The sequence below is a fragment of the Vibrio sp. 5S239 genome (assembly GCF_041439575.1).
GTDB lineage: Bacteria > Pseudomonadota > Gammaproteobacteria > Enterobacterales > Vibrionaceae > Vibrio > Vibrio kanaloae.
The window spans coordinates 101156-117266 of sequence record NZ_JBGOOM010000009.1; the positions used below are offsets into that span (position 1 = coordinate 101156).

Sequence of the window (16111 nt, forward strand, 5' to 3'; positions counted from 1 at the left end):
AATATCAAATGAAACTTCTTTACACCCTTAATGAAAGACCGCCGCATAGCTTAACCCTCCTACTCGCGCTGCAGCATATGCTCGCCTCAATCGGTGGCATTGTCGCAGTACCCCTTATTGTTGGAGCATCGATTGGCCTGCCTAACACGGAAATCGTTTCACTGATCAATGCGGCACTATTAGCCTCAGGCATCGTGACCGTCGCTCAGTGTCTCGGCTTTGGCCCTGTTGGTATTCGACTGCCCGTTGTGATGGGTTCGAGCTTTGCCTTTTTGGGCGTCGCCATTTCAATCGGCAACGAAGGCGGTGTCGCCGCGATCATGGGCTCAGCGCTAATCGGCTCGTTTGTGGTGATAGGTGCCAGCTTCTACATGGACAAGGTGCGTACGCTGTTCCCAACCGTGGTAAGTGGTGTGGTGGTTACCTTAATCGGCTTAACCATTTTACCGGTTGCCATGAATTGGATCGGCGACGCTCCAGCCAACACTGAGCAATTCGCCACCTTACCTAAACTGTTTCTAGCACTGGTCTCTTTGGGGATCGTGATTGGCGTATCGGTTTACTGTAAAGGCGCGGTGGCGGCCTCCGCTATCGTGATTGGTTTAGCCGGCGGTTACATTGTGGCGCTATCACTCGGCATGGTGAATCTTGATCAAATCAGTTCTGCCGCATGGGTTGGCGGGCCTGAGCCCTTCAAATATGGCTTTACGTTTTCTGTCAGCGCCATCATCAGCATGAGTTTGGTGTACATCGTGGTTATCGCTGAAGCAACCGGAGACTTCATGGCGCTAGGGAACAACTGCCATACTCAAGTCAGCGGTAAAGATCTAAAACGTGGATTACTGGGCGATGGGCTTGGTAGCACACTCTCTTCCATTCTCACCGCGATGCCATTGGCATCATTCAGCCAAAACGTCGGCATTGTCGGTATCACAGGTGTGGCAAGCCGTTACGTAGTAGCTGCAACGGGAGGTTTATTAATTTTAGGTGGCTTATTTCCGAAATTAGCCGCCATTGCCGTCACGATCCCGAAGCCAGTGTTAGGCGGTGTAGGATTTGTGATGTTCGGTATGATCGCCTACGCGGGTATCCGCATGTTGATAAAGGCCGCAGACACCAAACGAAATGCCTTGGTAATCTGTGTTGGTTTGGCGTCTGGCTTGGCAGTGACTTTCGAGCCCAGATTGTTGCAACACTTGCCGCATGATCTCGCTAACTTTCTTCACTCTGGCATTACAACCGGCACCATCATGACGGTTGTTCTAAACCTTGTATTGCCTAAATCTTCACGAGCAGAAGAACAAGAAGCGCTAGCCGAAAGCCACGCGCAAGTTGAACTCGAAATGAAAGAGCAAGCTGAAGAAACACTACACTCAGACGATCAATTAGGGGTTCAACAAGAAGCCAGTACAAACGTTCAAACGGCGACAGAAAGCCCAGAACCCAAAGCTAATTAGTTAATGATCGAGTTAACTGGATAAATCTTACACTAAATGGTTCGCTAACTCGCGTAAAACCGATTTCCGTAGAATCGCGGGCGTAATGAGAACACTGAAAGTTTCTGCGCCCTTGGTTCATATTATCTTTCAACAACAAATACCACATAAAGACCCTCTTCCCTGAAAAGGCAGAGATGGCTAAGGACTACTATGAATGGACACCATCTGGATTAAGAATCCTCTCGCAATCTACACTGGCTCGCTGGCTGATGCAGAAGGCGGCATTGTCACTGAAGGTAATAAAATCATTGAATTGGTTGGCAAACACAAAGAGCCGACTTTGCCCGTAGATTACAGCGTCGATGCCTCTCGTCATGTTGTAATTCCTGGGCTTATCAATGCGCACCACCACTTCTATCAAACTCTAACGCGTGCCTACCCCGGCGCGCTCAATAAAGAGCTCTTCCATTGGCTGCAAAGCCTCTACCCGGTTTGGGCAAACCTCGATTCTGAGATGATGAGTCTTGCTACAGAACTGGCTCTGGTTGAGCTGATGATGTCGGGCTGTACCACCGCTTCAGATCACCATTACTTACTGCCAAACGGACTAGAACATGCCATCGATTTACAAGTCGAGGCCGCAGAGAAACTGGGTGTAAGGGCGATATTCACTCGCGGTTCCATGAGTCTAGGGGAAGATGAAGGTGGGCTACCGCCACGACACACCATTCAAACCGAACAAACCATTATTGATGACAGCCAACGCTTGATTCGTGATTACCACCAGCGTGATGAAGGGGCGATGATTCAAATCGCACTCGCGCCTTGTTCGCCATTCTCGGTCACCACCGATCTAATGAAAGAGACCGCCAAGATCAGTGAGCGTGAGAACGTGATGATGCACACGCACCTTTGCGAAACGCTGGATGAAGAGGATTTCTGTATAGAGAAGTTTGGTCTACGCCCTGTCGATTACCTAGAAGATGTAGGGTGGCTTAACGAACGCACTTGGCTTGCTCATGGTATTCACTTCAACATAGAAGAAATTAGACGCTTGGGTAAAGCAGGGATTGGTATTAGCCACTGCCCAACTTCCAACATGATGCTGGCTTCCGGTATTTGTAAGAACAACGATCTTGAAGCCGCTGGCGTAAAAGTCGGACTGGGTGTCGATGGTTCCGCCTCGAATGACGGCTCAAATATGATTGCCGAAGTGCGCATGGCAATGTACTTACAGCGCCTGCAGTATGGTTCGGCGAATGTGTCGCACTTTGACGCACTGCGCTGGGCAACCTCAGGCTCCGCAAGCGCAATGGGTAGAACCGACATTGGTACGCTAGAGGTCGGTAAACAAGCCGACATCGCGATGTTCAAACTCGATGATATTCGTTTCTCTGGCAGCCACGATCCACTGGCTGCCCTACTACTTTGTGGAGCTCAACAAGCGGATAAGGTGATGGTAGCCGGAAAATGGCGAGTTAATGATGGGGCTGTAATTGGCGTAGACATGGAGCAATTAATGCACCGACACCATGCTGCTGCAATGAAGCTCGGCAAGCTGGCGATGAATAACTAGGTACACGCCAACTAGAAAAGCGAAAACAAAAAGGCCGACATGATGTCGGCCTTACTTATTCATTCACAGCCCCGTCCTCAATGTGTAAATACATTTCAGGAAGGGACATTATAAGCACGAAAAGAATATCTACAATGACCTTTATATTAAAATACAATGTCTTAACTCAAATCCTAAACAACTTCCAGAATAATTTTCTCAAGCTTATCTAAGCCTTCGCTGAGTACTTCAGATTCGATAGTTAATGGTGGAAGCAGACGAATTACATTCGCTTTTACACCACACGAAAGCAGAATAAGACCATTTTCTTGTGCTTTCGCTATCACCGCTTTAGTTAAGTCCTGCAATGGCTTGCCTGACTCTGGATCAGTAAACTCAATAGCCATCATCGCTCCAGTGGTACGTATTTCACCAATAGCTGGAACCGATTCCTGTAGCTTGCTCATACGGGCATTCACAACCTCACCAATGCCCATTGCTTTAGCACACAATTGCTCTTCTTCGATAATTTTTAGGACTTCTAAACCAGCCACACACCCCAACGGAGAGCCAGCGTAAGTACCACCTAAGCCACCTGGCAGTGCCGAATCCATAACACCGGCTTTTCCCACTACTGCAGAGATAGGGAAACCACCCGCAATACCTTTTGCCATTGTTATCATGTCGGGTTCAATGCCCAGATATTCAGTGGCAAACATTTTACCCGTGCGCGCAAAGCCCGTTTGAATTTCATCCGCGATAAGCATAATGCCGTATTTGTCACACAACTCACGCAGGCCTTGAGCAAACTCCGCGGGGGCTTGATAGAAACCGCCTTCACCTTGCACAGGCTCAAAGATTATCGCCGCCACGCGTGATGGCTCAATATCACACGCAAACAAATCATCGAGCGCTTGCAGGCTTTGTTCTGTGCTTACGCCATGAAAAGCATTTGGGTAAGGTGCGTGAAATATTTCATTTGGAAATGGGCCAAAGCCCGCTTTGTAAGGCGCGACTTTACCAGTTAGCCCCATGGTCATATTAGTACGGCCGTGGAAGCCACCTTTAAAAGCAATCACACCACTGCGGCCAGTATGAGCTCTCGCTACTTTCACAGCATTCTCAACCGCTTCAGCTCCTGTTGTCAGGAAAATCGCTTTTTTATCACTGTCACCGGGGGCGAGTTCTGTGAGCTTTTCTGCCAGTTCAACAAAGGAGGCATAAGGCGTCACCATCGCACAAGTGTGTGAAAAGTTATCCAGTTGAGCCTTTACCGCTTCGTTGATACGCTTATTTGCATGCCCAGTATTCGTTACCGCGATACCAGCAGCAAAGTCGATATATTTATTTCCATCCACATCCCACACGTGAGCATTCTCTGCTTTTTCGACATAAAGTGGGTACAGTGCGCCCATGCCTTGAGCGATAACTTGGCTTCTTCTTTGATGTAGTTGTTGATTTGTCATTGTCATGTCCTTTGATTAGTTGCCGCCAAAGCAGAGATATTTGATGCTCATGTATTCATCGATACCTTGTTTTGCCCCTTCACGCCCGATACCGGACTGCTTAACTCCACCGAAAGGGGCTACCTCGGTAGAGATCATGCCTTCGTTAATTCCTACCATGCCGTACTCCAGTGCTTCTGCTATCTTCCATACACGGTGGATATTTTGGCTATAGAAGTAAGACGCTAAGCCATAGATAGTGTCGTTAGCCATTTCGATAAGCTGTTGGTCATCATCAAATTTGATCACAGGAGCGACGGGGCCAAAGATCTCTTGCGAGATAATATCCATATCATGCGTAACGTTTTTGAGAACGACAGGTTGCATGAATAGACCATCAAGAGTTTTCGGCTCAGTAACTGGTTTCGCGCCCTGTTCGATTGCGCCGTCAATGAGGGACTGAATACCTTGTTTTGCTGATTCGCTGATTACCGGACCAACATTTACACCCTCTTCTAGACCATTGCCTACTTTAAGCTGCTGCACTGCTGCATCGAATTTTTCAACAAACTCATCGTACACCTTGTTATGTACATAAAAACGGTTAGCGCAGACGCAGGTTTGACCGGCATTACGAAACTTAGACGCCATTGCACCAAGCACAGCCGCATCAATATCTGCATCATCAAATACGATAAATGGTGCATTTCCACCAAGCTCCATTGACGTTCGCTTGATGTCGTTTGCACTTTGCTGCATCAGCACTCTTCCAACTTGCGTAGAGCCCGTGAAAGAGAGCTTACGAATCAGAGGATGTGAGGTAAAAATACCGCCAACTTGACGAGAATTCGCGCCCAATACCACTTGCAGTACATCACGAGGAATGCCCGCTTGATATGCTAGCTCAGCTACAGCAAAAGCAGATAAAGGTGTGGATTCAGACGGCTTCACAATAAAACTACAGCCAGCCGCAAGTGCTGGACCTGCCTTACGAGTTATCATTGCAATAGGAAAATTCCACGGAGTAATCGCACAAGCTACTCCAATAGGTTGTTTCATAGTTACAAGGCGTTTGTCGCTACTTGGCGCTGGAATTGTCTCACCATAGGTACGCTTCGCTTCTTCAGCAAACCACTCGATAAAGCTTGCGCCGTACAACACCTCACCTTGTGCTTCTGCCCATGGCTTGCCTTGCTCTAACGTCATCAGGCGACCGAGATCTTCCTTGTTATCAAGTAACAACTGATACCATTTTTGTAGCAAACCAGAACGGGTTTTGGCTGGCAGCAAAGCCCACTCTTTTTGCGCGAAGCTTGCACGCTCGATCCCATCTAAAATGTCATGTTCAGGTGACACTGGTGCATAACCAAGTATTTCACCCGTCGCGGGGTTACTTACAGCAATGCCCTGGTCTTGATTTAGCACCATAAACGACAGCAATGATTGATTTGTAATTTGTTGCATGGTGATTCCTTTTGACAGCTTTACCTTGGCATCTACTGATAGTTACCCTACCAAGCAGAAAACCAATAGCTCATTGTTTTAATAGTGATTTTCTTAAGCAGGGATCTGCTGAGTAATGCAGTGGATGTTACCTCCACCAAGCAAAACCTCACGCGTTGGTATACCAACGACTTGATAATCAGGCATCGCTTGCTGCAATATTTTTATTGCCTGATCGTCAGTTCTATCATCGAGCAATGGCAAAAACACATAGCCATTCGCGATAAGAAAGTTGGCATAAGAAGCACTTAACCTTTCTCCTGCATCACGTGTCATTCCGTCACTTTTATTAATTCCGCTGGCTTCTGCTTCGCTATAGTGCAAAGGCCCTGGCAACGGTAAACGAATGATTTCAATCTCTCGGCCTTTAGCATCAGATTGAGCCTTTAACACTTGCTCCGCCTGGCGAGATAATGCAAATTGTGGGTCTAAAGGATCATCTGTCCAACTCAATACCACTTTCCCCGGGGCAATCACATGCATCAAATTATCAACATGTCCGTCAGTCTCATCATCGAATAATCCTTTAGGCAACCAAATGACCTTTTCAATACCCAGATATTCTTTGAGATGTGTTTCTATCTGTTGTTGATTCAACTCAGGGTTGCGCCCCGGACTAAGCAAACACTCTTCTGTTGTATAGAGCGTACCTTCACCATCGGTATGAATTGAGCCCCCCTCTAAAACGAATGGGGCGTTGTAGTGATCAATCCCAATAATGTCACATACTGAGCTCGCCACTAGGTCGTCCTGCTGCCAGTTTTCATAGAGGCCATTGTAGTCACCACCCCAAGCGTTAAACTGCCAGTTGATTCCACGACGCTCGCCGTCTTGATTCACCAACACTGTGGGCCCAATATCACGCATCCACGCATCATTGAATGGGATTTCAACAAGCCGAATGTCTGAATGAAGCAATGTTCGCGCCTTATCAAATTGCTTCGCACTCACGGCGACACAAACCTTAGTCACTTCAGCTATCGCGTTCGCAATGCAAGCAAATGTTTGTTGGGCAGGAAGGGCATTATCACGCCAATTGTCTCGTCTTTCTGGCCAAGCTAACCAAACTTCTTCAATAGGATGAAACTCAGCTGGAAAGTAGAACCCATCTTGCAGTGGTGTTGTCGATAACTGCATAGTCTGCCCCTTTAAACTGCTAGTTTGCCCACAGAGCCATATAGATCTGGGCGGCGGTCACGGAACAGCCCCCACGAGTGACGCGCTTGAGCCGTTGCGGCTAAATCAATCTCCGCGTAAATGATAGCTTCCTCATCACGTGGCGCTTCTGCTAACTTGCCACCAGTATGATCGGTAATAAAAGAGGAACCGTAGAATGTAGTTTCAATGCCATCATCACACTCTGTGCCTACGCGATTAGACGCAATCACAGGAACCAAGTTTGCAGCGGAATGGCCTTGCATAGTACGTTGCCAGTGATCACGAGAATCTAAAGTTGGATCTTGTGGTTCGCTGCCAATAGCAGTTGGGTAAAAAATGGCTTCTGCACCGTGTAACGCTAAGCTACGAGCAAGCTCCGGAAACCATTGATCCCAGCAAATTCCAGCGCCGAACTTACCAAGCTGGGTTTGCCATACTTTGAAGCCAGTATCTCCAGGACTAAAATAGTATTTTTCGCTATAACCCGGACCATCCGGGATGTGTGATTTGCGGTAGTTATCTAGCACAGTGCCATCGGCATCAATCATCACTAATGAGTTAAAGAAAGTATTGCCCGCTTTTTCAAAATAACTAACTGGAATCACGACCCCGAGCTCTTTTGCCAATGCACTCATCTCTGCTATCAACAAACAATTGTCTACTTCCTCAGCCAACTCAAAATACTTAGCTTCTTGCTTCTTACAAAAGTAAGGGGCAGCGAACAATTCCTGCGGCAAAACCACATTGGCACCGTTACTCGCAGCTTCACGAATCGATTGCTTAGCTTTATTTAGGTTATCTTCCAGATCCCAGCTTTTGGTCAGTTGCAGGGCCGCAAATTTTACTACTCTACTCATTGGATGTTCCTTATCGTCCGGTTAGATGGCCAGTTTATCTCTTAGGTTGTAATACGCTGCGCCAACTGCTGTGAATGGTATTTGGAAGTGACGTCCACCAGGGAAGGCGTAGTGCTTGAGTTGTGCGAAGGCATCAAATCGTTCGGCATGCCCTGTTAAGGCTTCTGCCAATAGCTTGCCAGCCAAGTGAGTACAGGTAACTCCATGACCACTGTAGCCTTGCAAATAATAAATATTGTCATCGAATGCGCCGAACTGCGGCATACGCGAATAGGTAAGTAAGAAGTTACCAGTCCATGTGTAATCAATCTTGATACCTTTAAGCTGAGGGAAAATACCTTCTAGCTTAGGACGAATCAGAGACTCAATGTCTTGAGGGTCACGAGCGCCATAAACCACCCCGCCCCCAAACAACAAGCGTTTGTCGGCACTCAATCGGAAATAGTCCAGTAAGTAATTACAGTCTTCAACGCAGTAGTCACTTGGTAAAACCTGTTTTAGTTGCTCATCGGTAAGCGGCTCTGTCGCCACGACTTGAGTTCCACATGGGATCGCTTTGTTACTGATATTCGGAGCCAACCCACCTAAGTAGGCGTTGCCAGCTAACACCAAATATTTACTCTTCACGCTACCGCTCGCTGTTCTTGCAACAGGATTCGCGCCTTTTTCAATGGACGTTACCGCTGACTGTTCAAAAATTTGACCACCAAGAGAAACAAATGCTGCGGCTTCCCCCAATGCGAGTTTAAGCGGATGAATGTGCCCACCACGCATATCAAGCAAGCCACCGGTGTAAACTTGAGTACCAACCGCCTCTTCTACTTGGCTAGCATCCAACATGGTGAGTTGATCATTACCATATCGCTCCCAGTTTTTCTTATGATGCTCTAAACCTTTTAACTGCTTTTTGTTTAGCGCGGTAAATAGGCCACCGCGTTTGTGGTCACACTCAATATCGTATTTTTCGATTAGGCCACGAATGACATCTCCGCCTTCGAAAATCATGTCACACAGAGCTTTAGCGTGGGGTTGGTCGTAACGGCTTTCAATCACATCAACATCTCGGCTGTAGCTATTGACGATCTGTCCACCATTACGACCAGTTGCTCCAAAACCGACTTTGGCACTCTCTAGTACTACTACCTTAAAACCTTTCTCTGCCAAATGAAGAGCTGAGGATAAACCGGAAAAACCAGCCCCAACCACACACACATCACACTCAATGTTGCCTTGCAGTTGTGGGAACTCTGGCATGTTCGGGATAGAGTGGGCGTAAAACGAATCCGTATGCTTATTCATAGTGATATTCCTTTATTAATCATCAGCAGGCTAAGGGTGAAGGCGAATCCAAGTGGTTTTGGTTTCGGTGAATTTTTCGATGGCGTGCAGTGACTTATCACGGCCATTACCACTCATTTTGAACCCACCAAAAGGGACGGTCATATCACCTTCGTTGTAGTTGTTCACCCAAACAGAACCTGCTTGAAGCTGTTTAGCTACACGGTGTACGCGGTTAATGTTGTCGCTCCAAAGCGCCGCACCTAAACCGTATTTTGAATCATTGGCGATTGCGACGGCTTCAGTTTCATCTTTAAATGAGATAACACAAAGTACAGGACCAAATATTTCTTCCTGGGCGACACGCATTTTATTGTCAACGTTATCAAGAATGGTCGGCTCAACAAATGCACCTTTGCCTTCAACATCACCACCGCAACGAAGAACTGCACCTTCCGCTTGGCCAAGCTCTATATATTCAAGCACTTTTGATTTGTGACCTTGATCGATGAGCGCTCCCATCGAAGATGAGGTGTCCATTGGGTCTTTCGGCATAAAGGATTGAGCCGCAGAAATGACTTTATCAACAAAGCGATCTTTGATGCTTTCGTGCACCAATAAACGAGTTGCAGCGACACAAACTTCGCCTTGGTTATAGAAGCAACCACCAGCGGTTTCTGCGGCTGCACGATCGAGGTCTTCACAGTCTTCAAATACGATATTGGCATTCTTACCACCAGCCTCAGCAAACACACGCTTAAGATTGGTTTCACCAGAACGAACCATTAATTGACCAGCAATACGAGTAGAACCCGTAAATGCAATACAGTCGACGTCTTGGTGTTTCGCTAAAGCATCGCCGGCTTCATGGCCAAAGCCTGTAACGACTTGAAAAACGCCACGTGGTAAGCCTGCTTGATTGGCGAGTTGACCAATATAAATAGCAGTGAGAGAAGATTTTTCAGAGGGTTTAAGAATAACGCTATTACCTGCTGCTAATGCAGGGCCAAGTTTCCAGCAAGCTAACCACAATGGAAAGTTCCATGGAACTACCGCAGCAACGACACCGATAGCTTGATGAGAAACAAAGGCGTGTACATCTTGTTCCGTTGGCGCGACTTCCCCATACACTTTATCGATGGCTTCTGCATACCAACGCAGTGCGCTTGCAGCACCAGGGATATCGGTTGAAACGCTGTGGCTGATTGGTTTACCCGTATCTAGGGTTTCCAGCAACGCAAGTTCTTCACGATGTTGGTCAATCAGCGTTGCAAATTGGCTGAGTACCGCTTTGCGGTATGACGGAGCACTGTTGCTCCATTCACCAGAAAGGAAAGCTTGACGAGCACATGTTACAGCAAGCTCAACATCTTCTTCTTGGCAACGAGCTATCTGGGTCAATGTCTCGTCGGTAGCCGGGTTAACAACATCTAGAGTTTTTCCACTGATAGCTGCGCTATATTCACCATTAATAAAGGCACGATTTTCGATGTTTAGATTGTTTTTCAGTTCAATCCATTGTTCTTGGGTTTTCATACGCTCTCCTTGTTATCACAACAAGGCAAGGCCCACTTAGAATGTGGTTGGCGTATGCGCGCTTATCATTCGACAAGCCTTGTCTGTGTGATTTGTAAACTTGTGCGGCTGCGTCGTATCAATAATGTACGATTCACCTTGTTTAAGGACAAAAGATTGCTCTTTGTATTCCAGAGTGATTTCACCCTCTAAAATAGTGCCGATTTCTTCGCCTTCATGTTTAATTTCCGCCGCACCCGTTGTACCGTGGGGGGCATACTCTTCAATCAAAAATCCAATTACCTGTTCTTTGCTGCCGTTGGTTACCAATTTCATTGAAACCGACTCACTGCCCATTTCAACCAACTCTTCAGGTGCAACGACAACCTTCACTTCATCGCTTTTGGATTGTTCAAGTGTGAAAAACTCCGAAAGAGATAAAGAAAAAACATTCACTATTTTTTGTAACGAACTCACTGACGGGCTTACCTTCGCATTCTCAATCGAAGAGATCGCGCTATGTGTAATACCTGCTCGTTCGGCTAATTCTCGTTGTGACAATCCATGTTCTTTTCTTAATCGAACAATATTTTTACCAATCTCTTGGTTGTCCATGTAGGTGGCTCCTAACTTATAGAGAGGCCGCCATCATAAATTCTTTAAACAAAATTTGAGAGAAATGATTCGTTTTTGCTTTCCATTCTGGGTGCCACTGCACGCCAACAAAGAATTTTTGCCCAGGAAGACTAAACGCTTCAACTAAACCATCCGGTGCTTTAGCTTCCACAGTCAGTTGGGGAGCTAATTGGTCAACCCCTTGGTTATGAAGGGTGTTAACCTCAAAAAAAATAGTGTTTTCCCAATGATTTTCCGTCAGCCATTTCTCAAACAAACTTTGTTTTTGCACCAGTACCGCGTGTGATGGAGCGTACTTTTCTTCAAAGTCTTCGACCTCACTCTCTCTATGGTCGTTGAAACCTGAATCATGAACTGCTGGGTTCAGTGAACCTCCCAGAGCAACATTCATTTCTTGAAATCCACGGCAAACACCAAAACACGGAATGTCTTTGTCTATCGCTTGACGAATCAAAGTAAAGGAAAGCTCATCTCGAGCTTCATCTTTCTTAGGCTCTTCATGAGTGCCGTTGTAATGATGTGGTGCCACATTTGAGTGACTCCCCGGAAATAAAAAACCGTCGCAGATGTTAAGAAGACGCTCAACGTCTTCACTTGCCATATCCGGAGCCAATATCAGTGGCAATCCACCAAAGTCTTTCACAGCCGTGAGGTAAAAATCATTCACTGCCTGTATTTGATAGCCACCCAATTCTTTAGCGCAACTAACAATTCCAATAATGGGTTTGCTTGTTCTAGACATGTTACTTCCGTGTTCGATTTATTTAACACTTACACTACAAATCATGTACGAAATTATCAACACCGATGTTCGATATTATGACCAAATCGTGACCAAACCCACTTTTTCGGTCAAAAAAGCGACTAATTTTGGACATTATATTGAGCAAAACACAATCAACTGTTACAAAACAGTTAACAAAAAACATCTTTCAATAAATTGTAAATTTCAAAACAATCAACACAAGCTTATGTATTAAAAGGAAATAACCTTAAAAGTCAGACCTTAGTCTAATTAGTACAATTGCCTTGTTTCTTTTTTGTTACTTTTAATTTACCAAATAGAGGCTAGTTGGAGAACACAATGGAATCGTATCTACAGGAAGTTAAAAATTTTCGACAAAAATGGCCAAACATCGAGTTTGTTGATCTGATTTTTACCGACATCAATGCCACACCAAGAGGCAAGCGCATCCCAGTAAGTGCACTACACAAGCTGCATAAGGGAATAGCACTTCCCCTCTCGACAATTACTTTAGATACCAAAGGTAATGTGGTTGAAACAGCAGGGTTAGGTGAAGAATTGGGAGAACCAGACAACATGTGTTTCCCAATTGCAGATACATTAATGCCTACCGCTAAAGAGCAAGTGGGCCAAATAATGTTAAGTATGATGGATGAGTCAGCCCACACCCCAAACCCGCTCTTTATTCGTAATATCGTCAGTGAAATTCTCGAAAAGCTACACGCCAAAGATCAACATCCATGTGTTGCCTTAGAGCTAGAGTTTTACTTAATAGACAGGAAGCGGGGTGAGATGGGAGCACTACAAACTGCCATCAACCCAAACAAAAAATCACGAGAAAAAGATACCGAAGTCTATGACTTAGATGGTTTGGATGATTACGCAGACTTTTTGGCCGATCTTAACAAAGTCGCTCAAGAACAAGGGTTAAATACTTCGGGGGCACTATCTGAATCCGCCCCAGGACAATTCGAAATTAACTTCAACCACTCTAAAGATGTACTACGGGTGTGTGATGAAATCATCATCGTCAAACGCCTAATTCGTCAAATTGCTAATCAACATGATTTCGATGCTACCTTCATGGCTAAGCCATTTAGTGAGCAAGCTGGTAACGGTATGCACATCCACCTTAGCTTGGTGGATTCCAACGACAATAACCACTTCAGCCAACAAGATGGTGAACCCAGTAATCTCTTTTATCAAACCATGGCCGCGATGCTTGCTCAAACATCCGATTCCATGGCCTTGATTTGCCCTAACGTTAACTCTTACCGCCGCTTTGTTCCAGGAGCTTACGTGCCAACGAAAGCAGACTGGGGCGAGAACCATCGTGGTGTCGCATTGCGTGTTCCTATCAGCGACAGCAACAATCGCCGAATTGAACACCGCATTGCGGGAGCTGACGTTAACCCTTACATTCTCGCTGCAGTAGTACTATCCGCAGTATTAGCGAGTGAAAACTATACCAAAGACCAATGTCCTAACCCCCTAAGTGATGATGCAATAGACTTACCACTGCGTATGTCTGAAGCTCTCGATCAGCTAGAACGCAGTGAGCTGACCCCGTACATCTCTAAAGAGTTTGTCGATCTATATTTAGCTTGTAAACGAAGTGAACTGGCAGAGTTTGAACGCGCCATCACTCCATTAGAAATCGACTGGATGTTGCACTCAGCATAAACAAAGGAACTACACGTATGACTACGCAAACTAAGGCGTTGGACGCGCCGCTGAAGATCAACAGTCAACACATCATGGTATCTCTATTGGTTGTCGCGACTTTCATTTTCTTCACATCAATTGGATTGAACCACCAAGAAGGAGAGGCCTATGGATGGATGAGCCTTCTCCCTACCGCTCTTGTTTTGGTGTTCGCTCTAACTACACACCGCACCGTAGAGGCGCTTTTTAGTGGCACCATCGCTGGTGTACTACTACTCAACCCTGCGCAAGCCGTTGAGCAAATTGTCGGCATATCGATGGATGTAATGATGAACGAAACCATTGCATGGATCGTTCTAGTTTGCGGACTGATGGGGGGGTTAATCGCAATTCTCGAAAAAGGCGGCAGTATTTTAAGCTTTTCAGATATGTTGGTCACAAAGGTTAAGAGCCGTAAACAATCTATGCTGATGACCTTTTTCCTCGGCATCATGATCTTTATTGATGACTATCTGAACGCGATCGCTATCTCATCATCGATGAAGAAGATCACTGACGGGTACAACATCTCCCGTGAAAAACTATCATATCTAGTCGATTCCACCGCTGCGCCGATTTGTATTCTGGTGCCAATATCAACATGGGCTATTTTCTTTAGCTCACTGCTTGAAGCAAATGGAGTGGCTGAAGCTGGTGAGGGGATCAAAGCATATATTGAAGCGATTCCATACATGGCTTATGGCTGGGTTACGCTGATAATCGTCCTTCTCGTTGCGTTAGAAAAGATGCCGGATTTAGGCGCAATGAAGCAGGCTGAGGAGCGAGCGAAGAAAGGTCAAGTACGTCCTGACGGTGCAACAGACATCGACTTTGGCGCAGATATTACAGCGCACACCAACCCAACGATGGGATTAATCAACTTCCTATTACCTATGGCGGTATTAGTTGGTGCAAGCTGGTACTTCGGTATTGATCTATTAGCAGGCGTATTTGTCGCAATTATCTTTACTATCTGCTTCTATGGTATTCAACGTCTAATCTCAATGAATGATATGTTTGAAGCAGTCTACGACGGAATCAAAGTCATGCTGCTGCCATTGGCGACGGTGATTGGTGGATTCATGCTGAAGTCTGTCAATGATTCTCTAGGAGTAACACAATATGTCATCGAGACAGTAAGCCCTTATCTATCGGCATCTTACTTCCCTGCAATTATCTTTATGATCACAGGTGCATTGGTGTTTGCTACCGCATCTTCTTGGGGAACTTTTGCAGTTGCTATGCCAATCGTACTGCCTCTAGGCGAACAACTTGGCGTACCTCTACATTTAACTATTGCGGCTCTGCTTTCGGCATCAGCAGCGGGCAGCCACTCATGTTTCTTTAGTGACTCAACGGTATTGTCAGCTCAAGGTTCCGGATGTACCTCAATGCAACACGCAACCACTCAATTCCCCTACGCATTGATAGGTATTGTCGCAACAGCTCTCTTCTTCTTGTTAGTTGGCTAAGCCTCATACAGCTAAAATATAAGCGTAAACAAAATGCCTTATTCTATGATGAGGCATTTCAATTTCCTGAAGGGCAAGCTTAAAACAACTCTCTGCACGACTCTCCAGCTTTCAAGAGCTCCCTTTCACACCACACCCTTTAATCACTAGCTGGGTGATGAACTCAGCGGCATCTTCATAGTCTTTATCATCGAGCCGGTCTTTCTGCATTACGCTGCAAATCTGCCAACCAAAATCGGCGTAGGTTTGGGTGGCTGCCCAGATGGTAAACATCAGGTGATGAACAGGAACATCGTCCATTAGACCTTGTGCTGACCACGTTGAAAACTTATCAAGAATCATCTGGGATTGCTTATACAGTTCATCGCCAATCTCTTTCGGCAGCACTTTCGCGCCCGACATCACTTCATTGGCAAATACTTTAGAGGCATGTGGATGGTCACGAGAAATAATCAGTTTGGTTTGAATATATTGAGATAAAGCTTCAACAGGATCGCTCAGCTCTTCAATCGGATGAGATGCTTCTAGTAAGGGTTGAGTGACGGTTTCAAGCACAGCGTTGTAGAGCTTATCTTTAGAGCTGAAATAATAAAATACGTTAGGTTTGGGAATGTCGGCCGCTTTTGCGATGTCAGCCATTTTTGTTGCGGCATATCCATGAGTGGCGAATTGTTCACACGCGACTTCGATGATTAAATCTTGATTCTTTTGTCTGATCCTAGACATATTACACCCTTTACAGCTCGTTACTGAAATCATAGTAATCAACGTGCTTGATTAGTCCAGAAGATAATTTCAGAACTC

General features: G+C 45.8%; 13 protein-coding genes. 4 read left to right on the forward strand and 9 right to left on the reverse strand.

Features of this window, described 5'->3' with window-relative positions; translation table 11 throughout:
• Positions 1–8 precede the first annotated feature (8 nt).
• Both ACED48_RS09730 and ACED48_RS09735 read left to right on the forward strand, forming a co-directional pair.
• Positions 9–1457 (forward strand): nucleobase:cation symporter-2 family protein, encoded by a 1449-nt coding sequence (locus ACED48_RS09730; RefSeq protein WP_017054913.1) that lies wholly within the window; start codon positions 9–11, stop codon positions 1455–1457.
• Between the two features lie 196 nt (positions 1458–1653).
• The gene (locus tag ACED48_RS09735; RefSeq protein ID WP_017054914.1) at positions 1654–3015 is read left to right on the forward strand and encodes an 8-oxoguanine deaminase; all 1362 of its coding nucleotides are present in this window, start codon (positions 1654–1656) and stop codon (positions 3013–3015) included.
• A 173-nt stretch (positions 3016–3188) separates the two neighbouring features.
• Here ACED48_RS09735 and gabT read toward each other — a convergent pair whose 3' ends face one another.
• From gabT to ACED48_RS09775, 8 genes are all read right to left on the reverse strand, one after another.
• On the reverse strand, positions 3189–4460 hold the full coding sequence (gene gabT / locus ACED48_RS09740) for a 4-aminobutyrate--2-oxoglutarate transaminase (RefSeq protein ID WP_017054915.1): 1272 nt from the start codon (positions 4458–4460) through the stop codon (positions 3189–3191).
• A gap of 15 nt (positions 4461–4475) precedes the next feature.
• Positions 4476–5903 (reverse strand): NAD-dependent succinate-semialdehyde dehydrogenase, encoded by a 1428-nt coding sequence (locus ACED48_RS09745; protein ID WP_017054916.1) that lies wholly within the window; start codon positions 5901–5903, stop codon positions 4476–4478.
• Between the two features lie 93 nt (positions 5904–5996).
• Positions 5997–7079, reverse strand: coding sequence for an agmatine deiminase (gene aguA / locus ACED48_RS09750; RefSeq protein WP_017054917.1), 1083 nt, complete (start codon positions 7077–7079; stop codon positions 5997–5999).
• An 11-nt stretch (positions 7080–7090) separates the two neighbouring features.
• Complete coding sequence (gene aguB, locus ACED48_RS09755; RefSeq protein WP_017054918.1) at positions 7091–7957, reverse strand: N-carbamoylputrescine amidase; 867 nt, start codon at positions 7955–7957, stop codon at positions 7091–7093.
• A 21-nt stretch (positions 7958–7978) separates the two neighbouring features.
• Positions 7979–9256 carry an FAD-binding oxidoreductase gene (locus ACED48_RS09760; protein WP_017054919.1) on the reverse strand — a complete coding sequence of 426 codons (1278 nt, stop codon included), beginning with the start codon at positions 9254–9256 and terminating at the stop codon, positions 7979–7981.
• Positions 9257–9286: 30 nt separating this feature from the next.
• Positions 9287–10771 carry an aldehyde dehydrogenase gene (locus ACED48_RS09765; RefSeq protein WP_017054920.1) on the reverse strand — a complete coding sequence of 495 codons (1485 nt, stop codon included), beginning with the start codon at positions 10769–10771 and terminating at the stop codon, positions 9287–9289.
• Between the two features lie 36 nt (positions 10772–10807).
• Positions 10808–11365 carry an HTH-type transcriptional regulator PuuR gene (gene puuR / locus ACED48_RS09770; protein ID WP_017054921.1) on the reverse strand — a complete coding sequence of 186 codons (558 nt, stop codon included), beginning with the start codon at positions 11363–11365 and terminating at the stop codon, positions 10808–10810.
• 16 nt (positions 11366–11381) lie between these two features.
• Positions 11382–12128 carry a gamma-glutamyl-gamma-aminobutyrate hydrolase family protein gene (locus tag ACED48_RS09775; protein WP_017054922.1) on the reverse strand — a complete coding sequence of 249 codons (747 nt, stop codon included), beginning with the start codon at positions 12126–12128 and terminating at the stop codon, positions 11382–11384.
• Positions 12129–12470: 342 nt separating this feature from the next.
• Here ACED48_RS09775 and ACED48_RS09780 point away from each other — a divergent pair, with 342 nt between their 5' ends.
• Together ACED48_RS09780 and ACED48_RS09785 are read left to right on the forward strand one after the other, a co-directional pair.
• Positions 12471–13814 (forward strand): glutamine synthetase family protein, encoded by a 1344-nt coding sequence (locus ACED48_RS09780; RefSeq protein ID WP_017054923.1) that lies wholly within the window; start codon positions 12471–12473, stop codon positions 13812–13814.
• A 17-nt stretch (positions 13815–13831) separates the two neighbouring features.
• The gene (locus tag ACED48_RS09785) at positions 13832–15307 is read left to right on the forward strand and encodes a Na+/H+ antiporter NhaC family protein (protein ID WP_017054924.1); all 1476 of its coding nucleotides are present in this window, start codon (positions 13832–13834) and stop codon (positions 15305–15307) included.
• 111 nt (positions 15308–15418) lie between these two features.
• On the opposite strand, the gene ACED48_RS09790 is transcribed toward ACED48_RS09785, so the two are convergent.
• Positions 15419–16033 carry a TetR/AcrR family transcriptional regulator gene (locus ACED48_RS09790; protein WP_017054925.1) on the reverse strand — a complete coding sequence of 205 codons (615 nt, stop codon included), beginning with the start codon at positions 16031–16033 and terminating at the stop codon, positions 15419–15421.
• Positions 16034–16111 lie beyond the last annotated feature (78 nt).

Coding starts and splice junctions, on each gene's coding strand:
- ACED48_RS09730 (WP_017054913.1), top strand. CDS start 9: ATGAAACTTCTTTACACCCTTAATGAAAGACCGCCGCATAGCTTAACC.
- ACED48_RS09735 (WP_017054914.1), top strand. CDS start 1,654: ATGGACACCATCTGGATTAAGAATCCTCTCGCAATCTACACTGGCTCG.
- gabT (WP_017054915.1), bottom strand. CDS start 4,460: ATGACAAATCAACAACTACATCAAAGAAGAAGCCAAGTTATCGCTCAA.
- ACED48_RS09745 (WP_017054916.1), bottom strand. CDS start 5,903: ATGCAACAAATTACAAATCAATCATTGCTGTCGTTTATGGTGCTAAAT.
- aguA (WP_017054917.1), bottom strand. CDS start 7,079: ATGCAGTTATCGACAACACCACTGCAAGATGGGTTCTACTTTCCAGCT.
- aguB (WP_017054918.1), bottom strand. CDS start 7,957: ATGAGTAGAGTAGTAAAATTTGCGGCCCTGCAACTGACCAAAAGCTGG.
- ACED48_RS09760 (WP_017054919.1), bottom strand. CDS start 9,256: ATGAATAAGCATACGGATTCGTTTTACGCCCACTCTATCCCGAACATG.
- ACED48_RS09765 (WP_017054920.1), bottom strand. CDS start 10,771: ATGAAAACCCAAGAACAATGGATTGAACTGAAAAACAATCTAAACATC.
- puuR (WP_017054921.1), bottom strand. CDS start 11,365: ATGGACAACCAAGAGATTGGTAAAAATATTGTTCGATTAAGAAAAGAA.
- ACED48_RS09775 (WP_017054922.1), bottom strand. CDS start 12,128: ATGTCTAGAACAAGCAAACCCATTATTGGAATTGTTAGTTGCGCTAAA.
- ACED48_RS09780 (WP_017054923.1), top strand. CDS start 12,471: ATGGAATCGTATCTACAGGAAGTTAAAAATTTTCGACAAAAATGGCCA.
- ACED48_RS09785 (WP_017054924.1), top strand. CDS start 13,832: ATGACTACGCAAACTAAGGCGTTGGACGCGCCGCTGAAGATCAACAGT.
- ACED48_RS09790 (WP_017054925.1), bottom strand. CDS start 16,033: ATGTCTAGGATCAGACAAAAGAATCAAGATTTAATCATCGAAGTCGCG.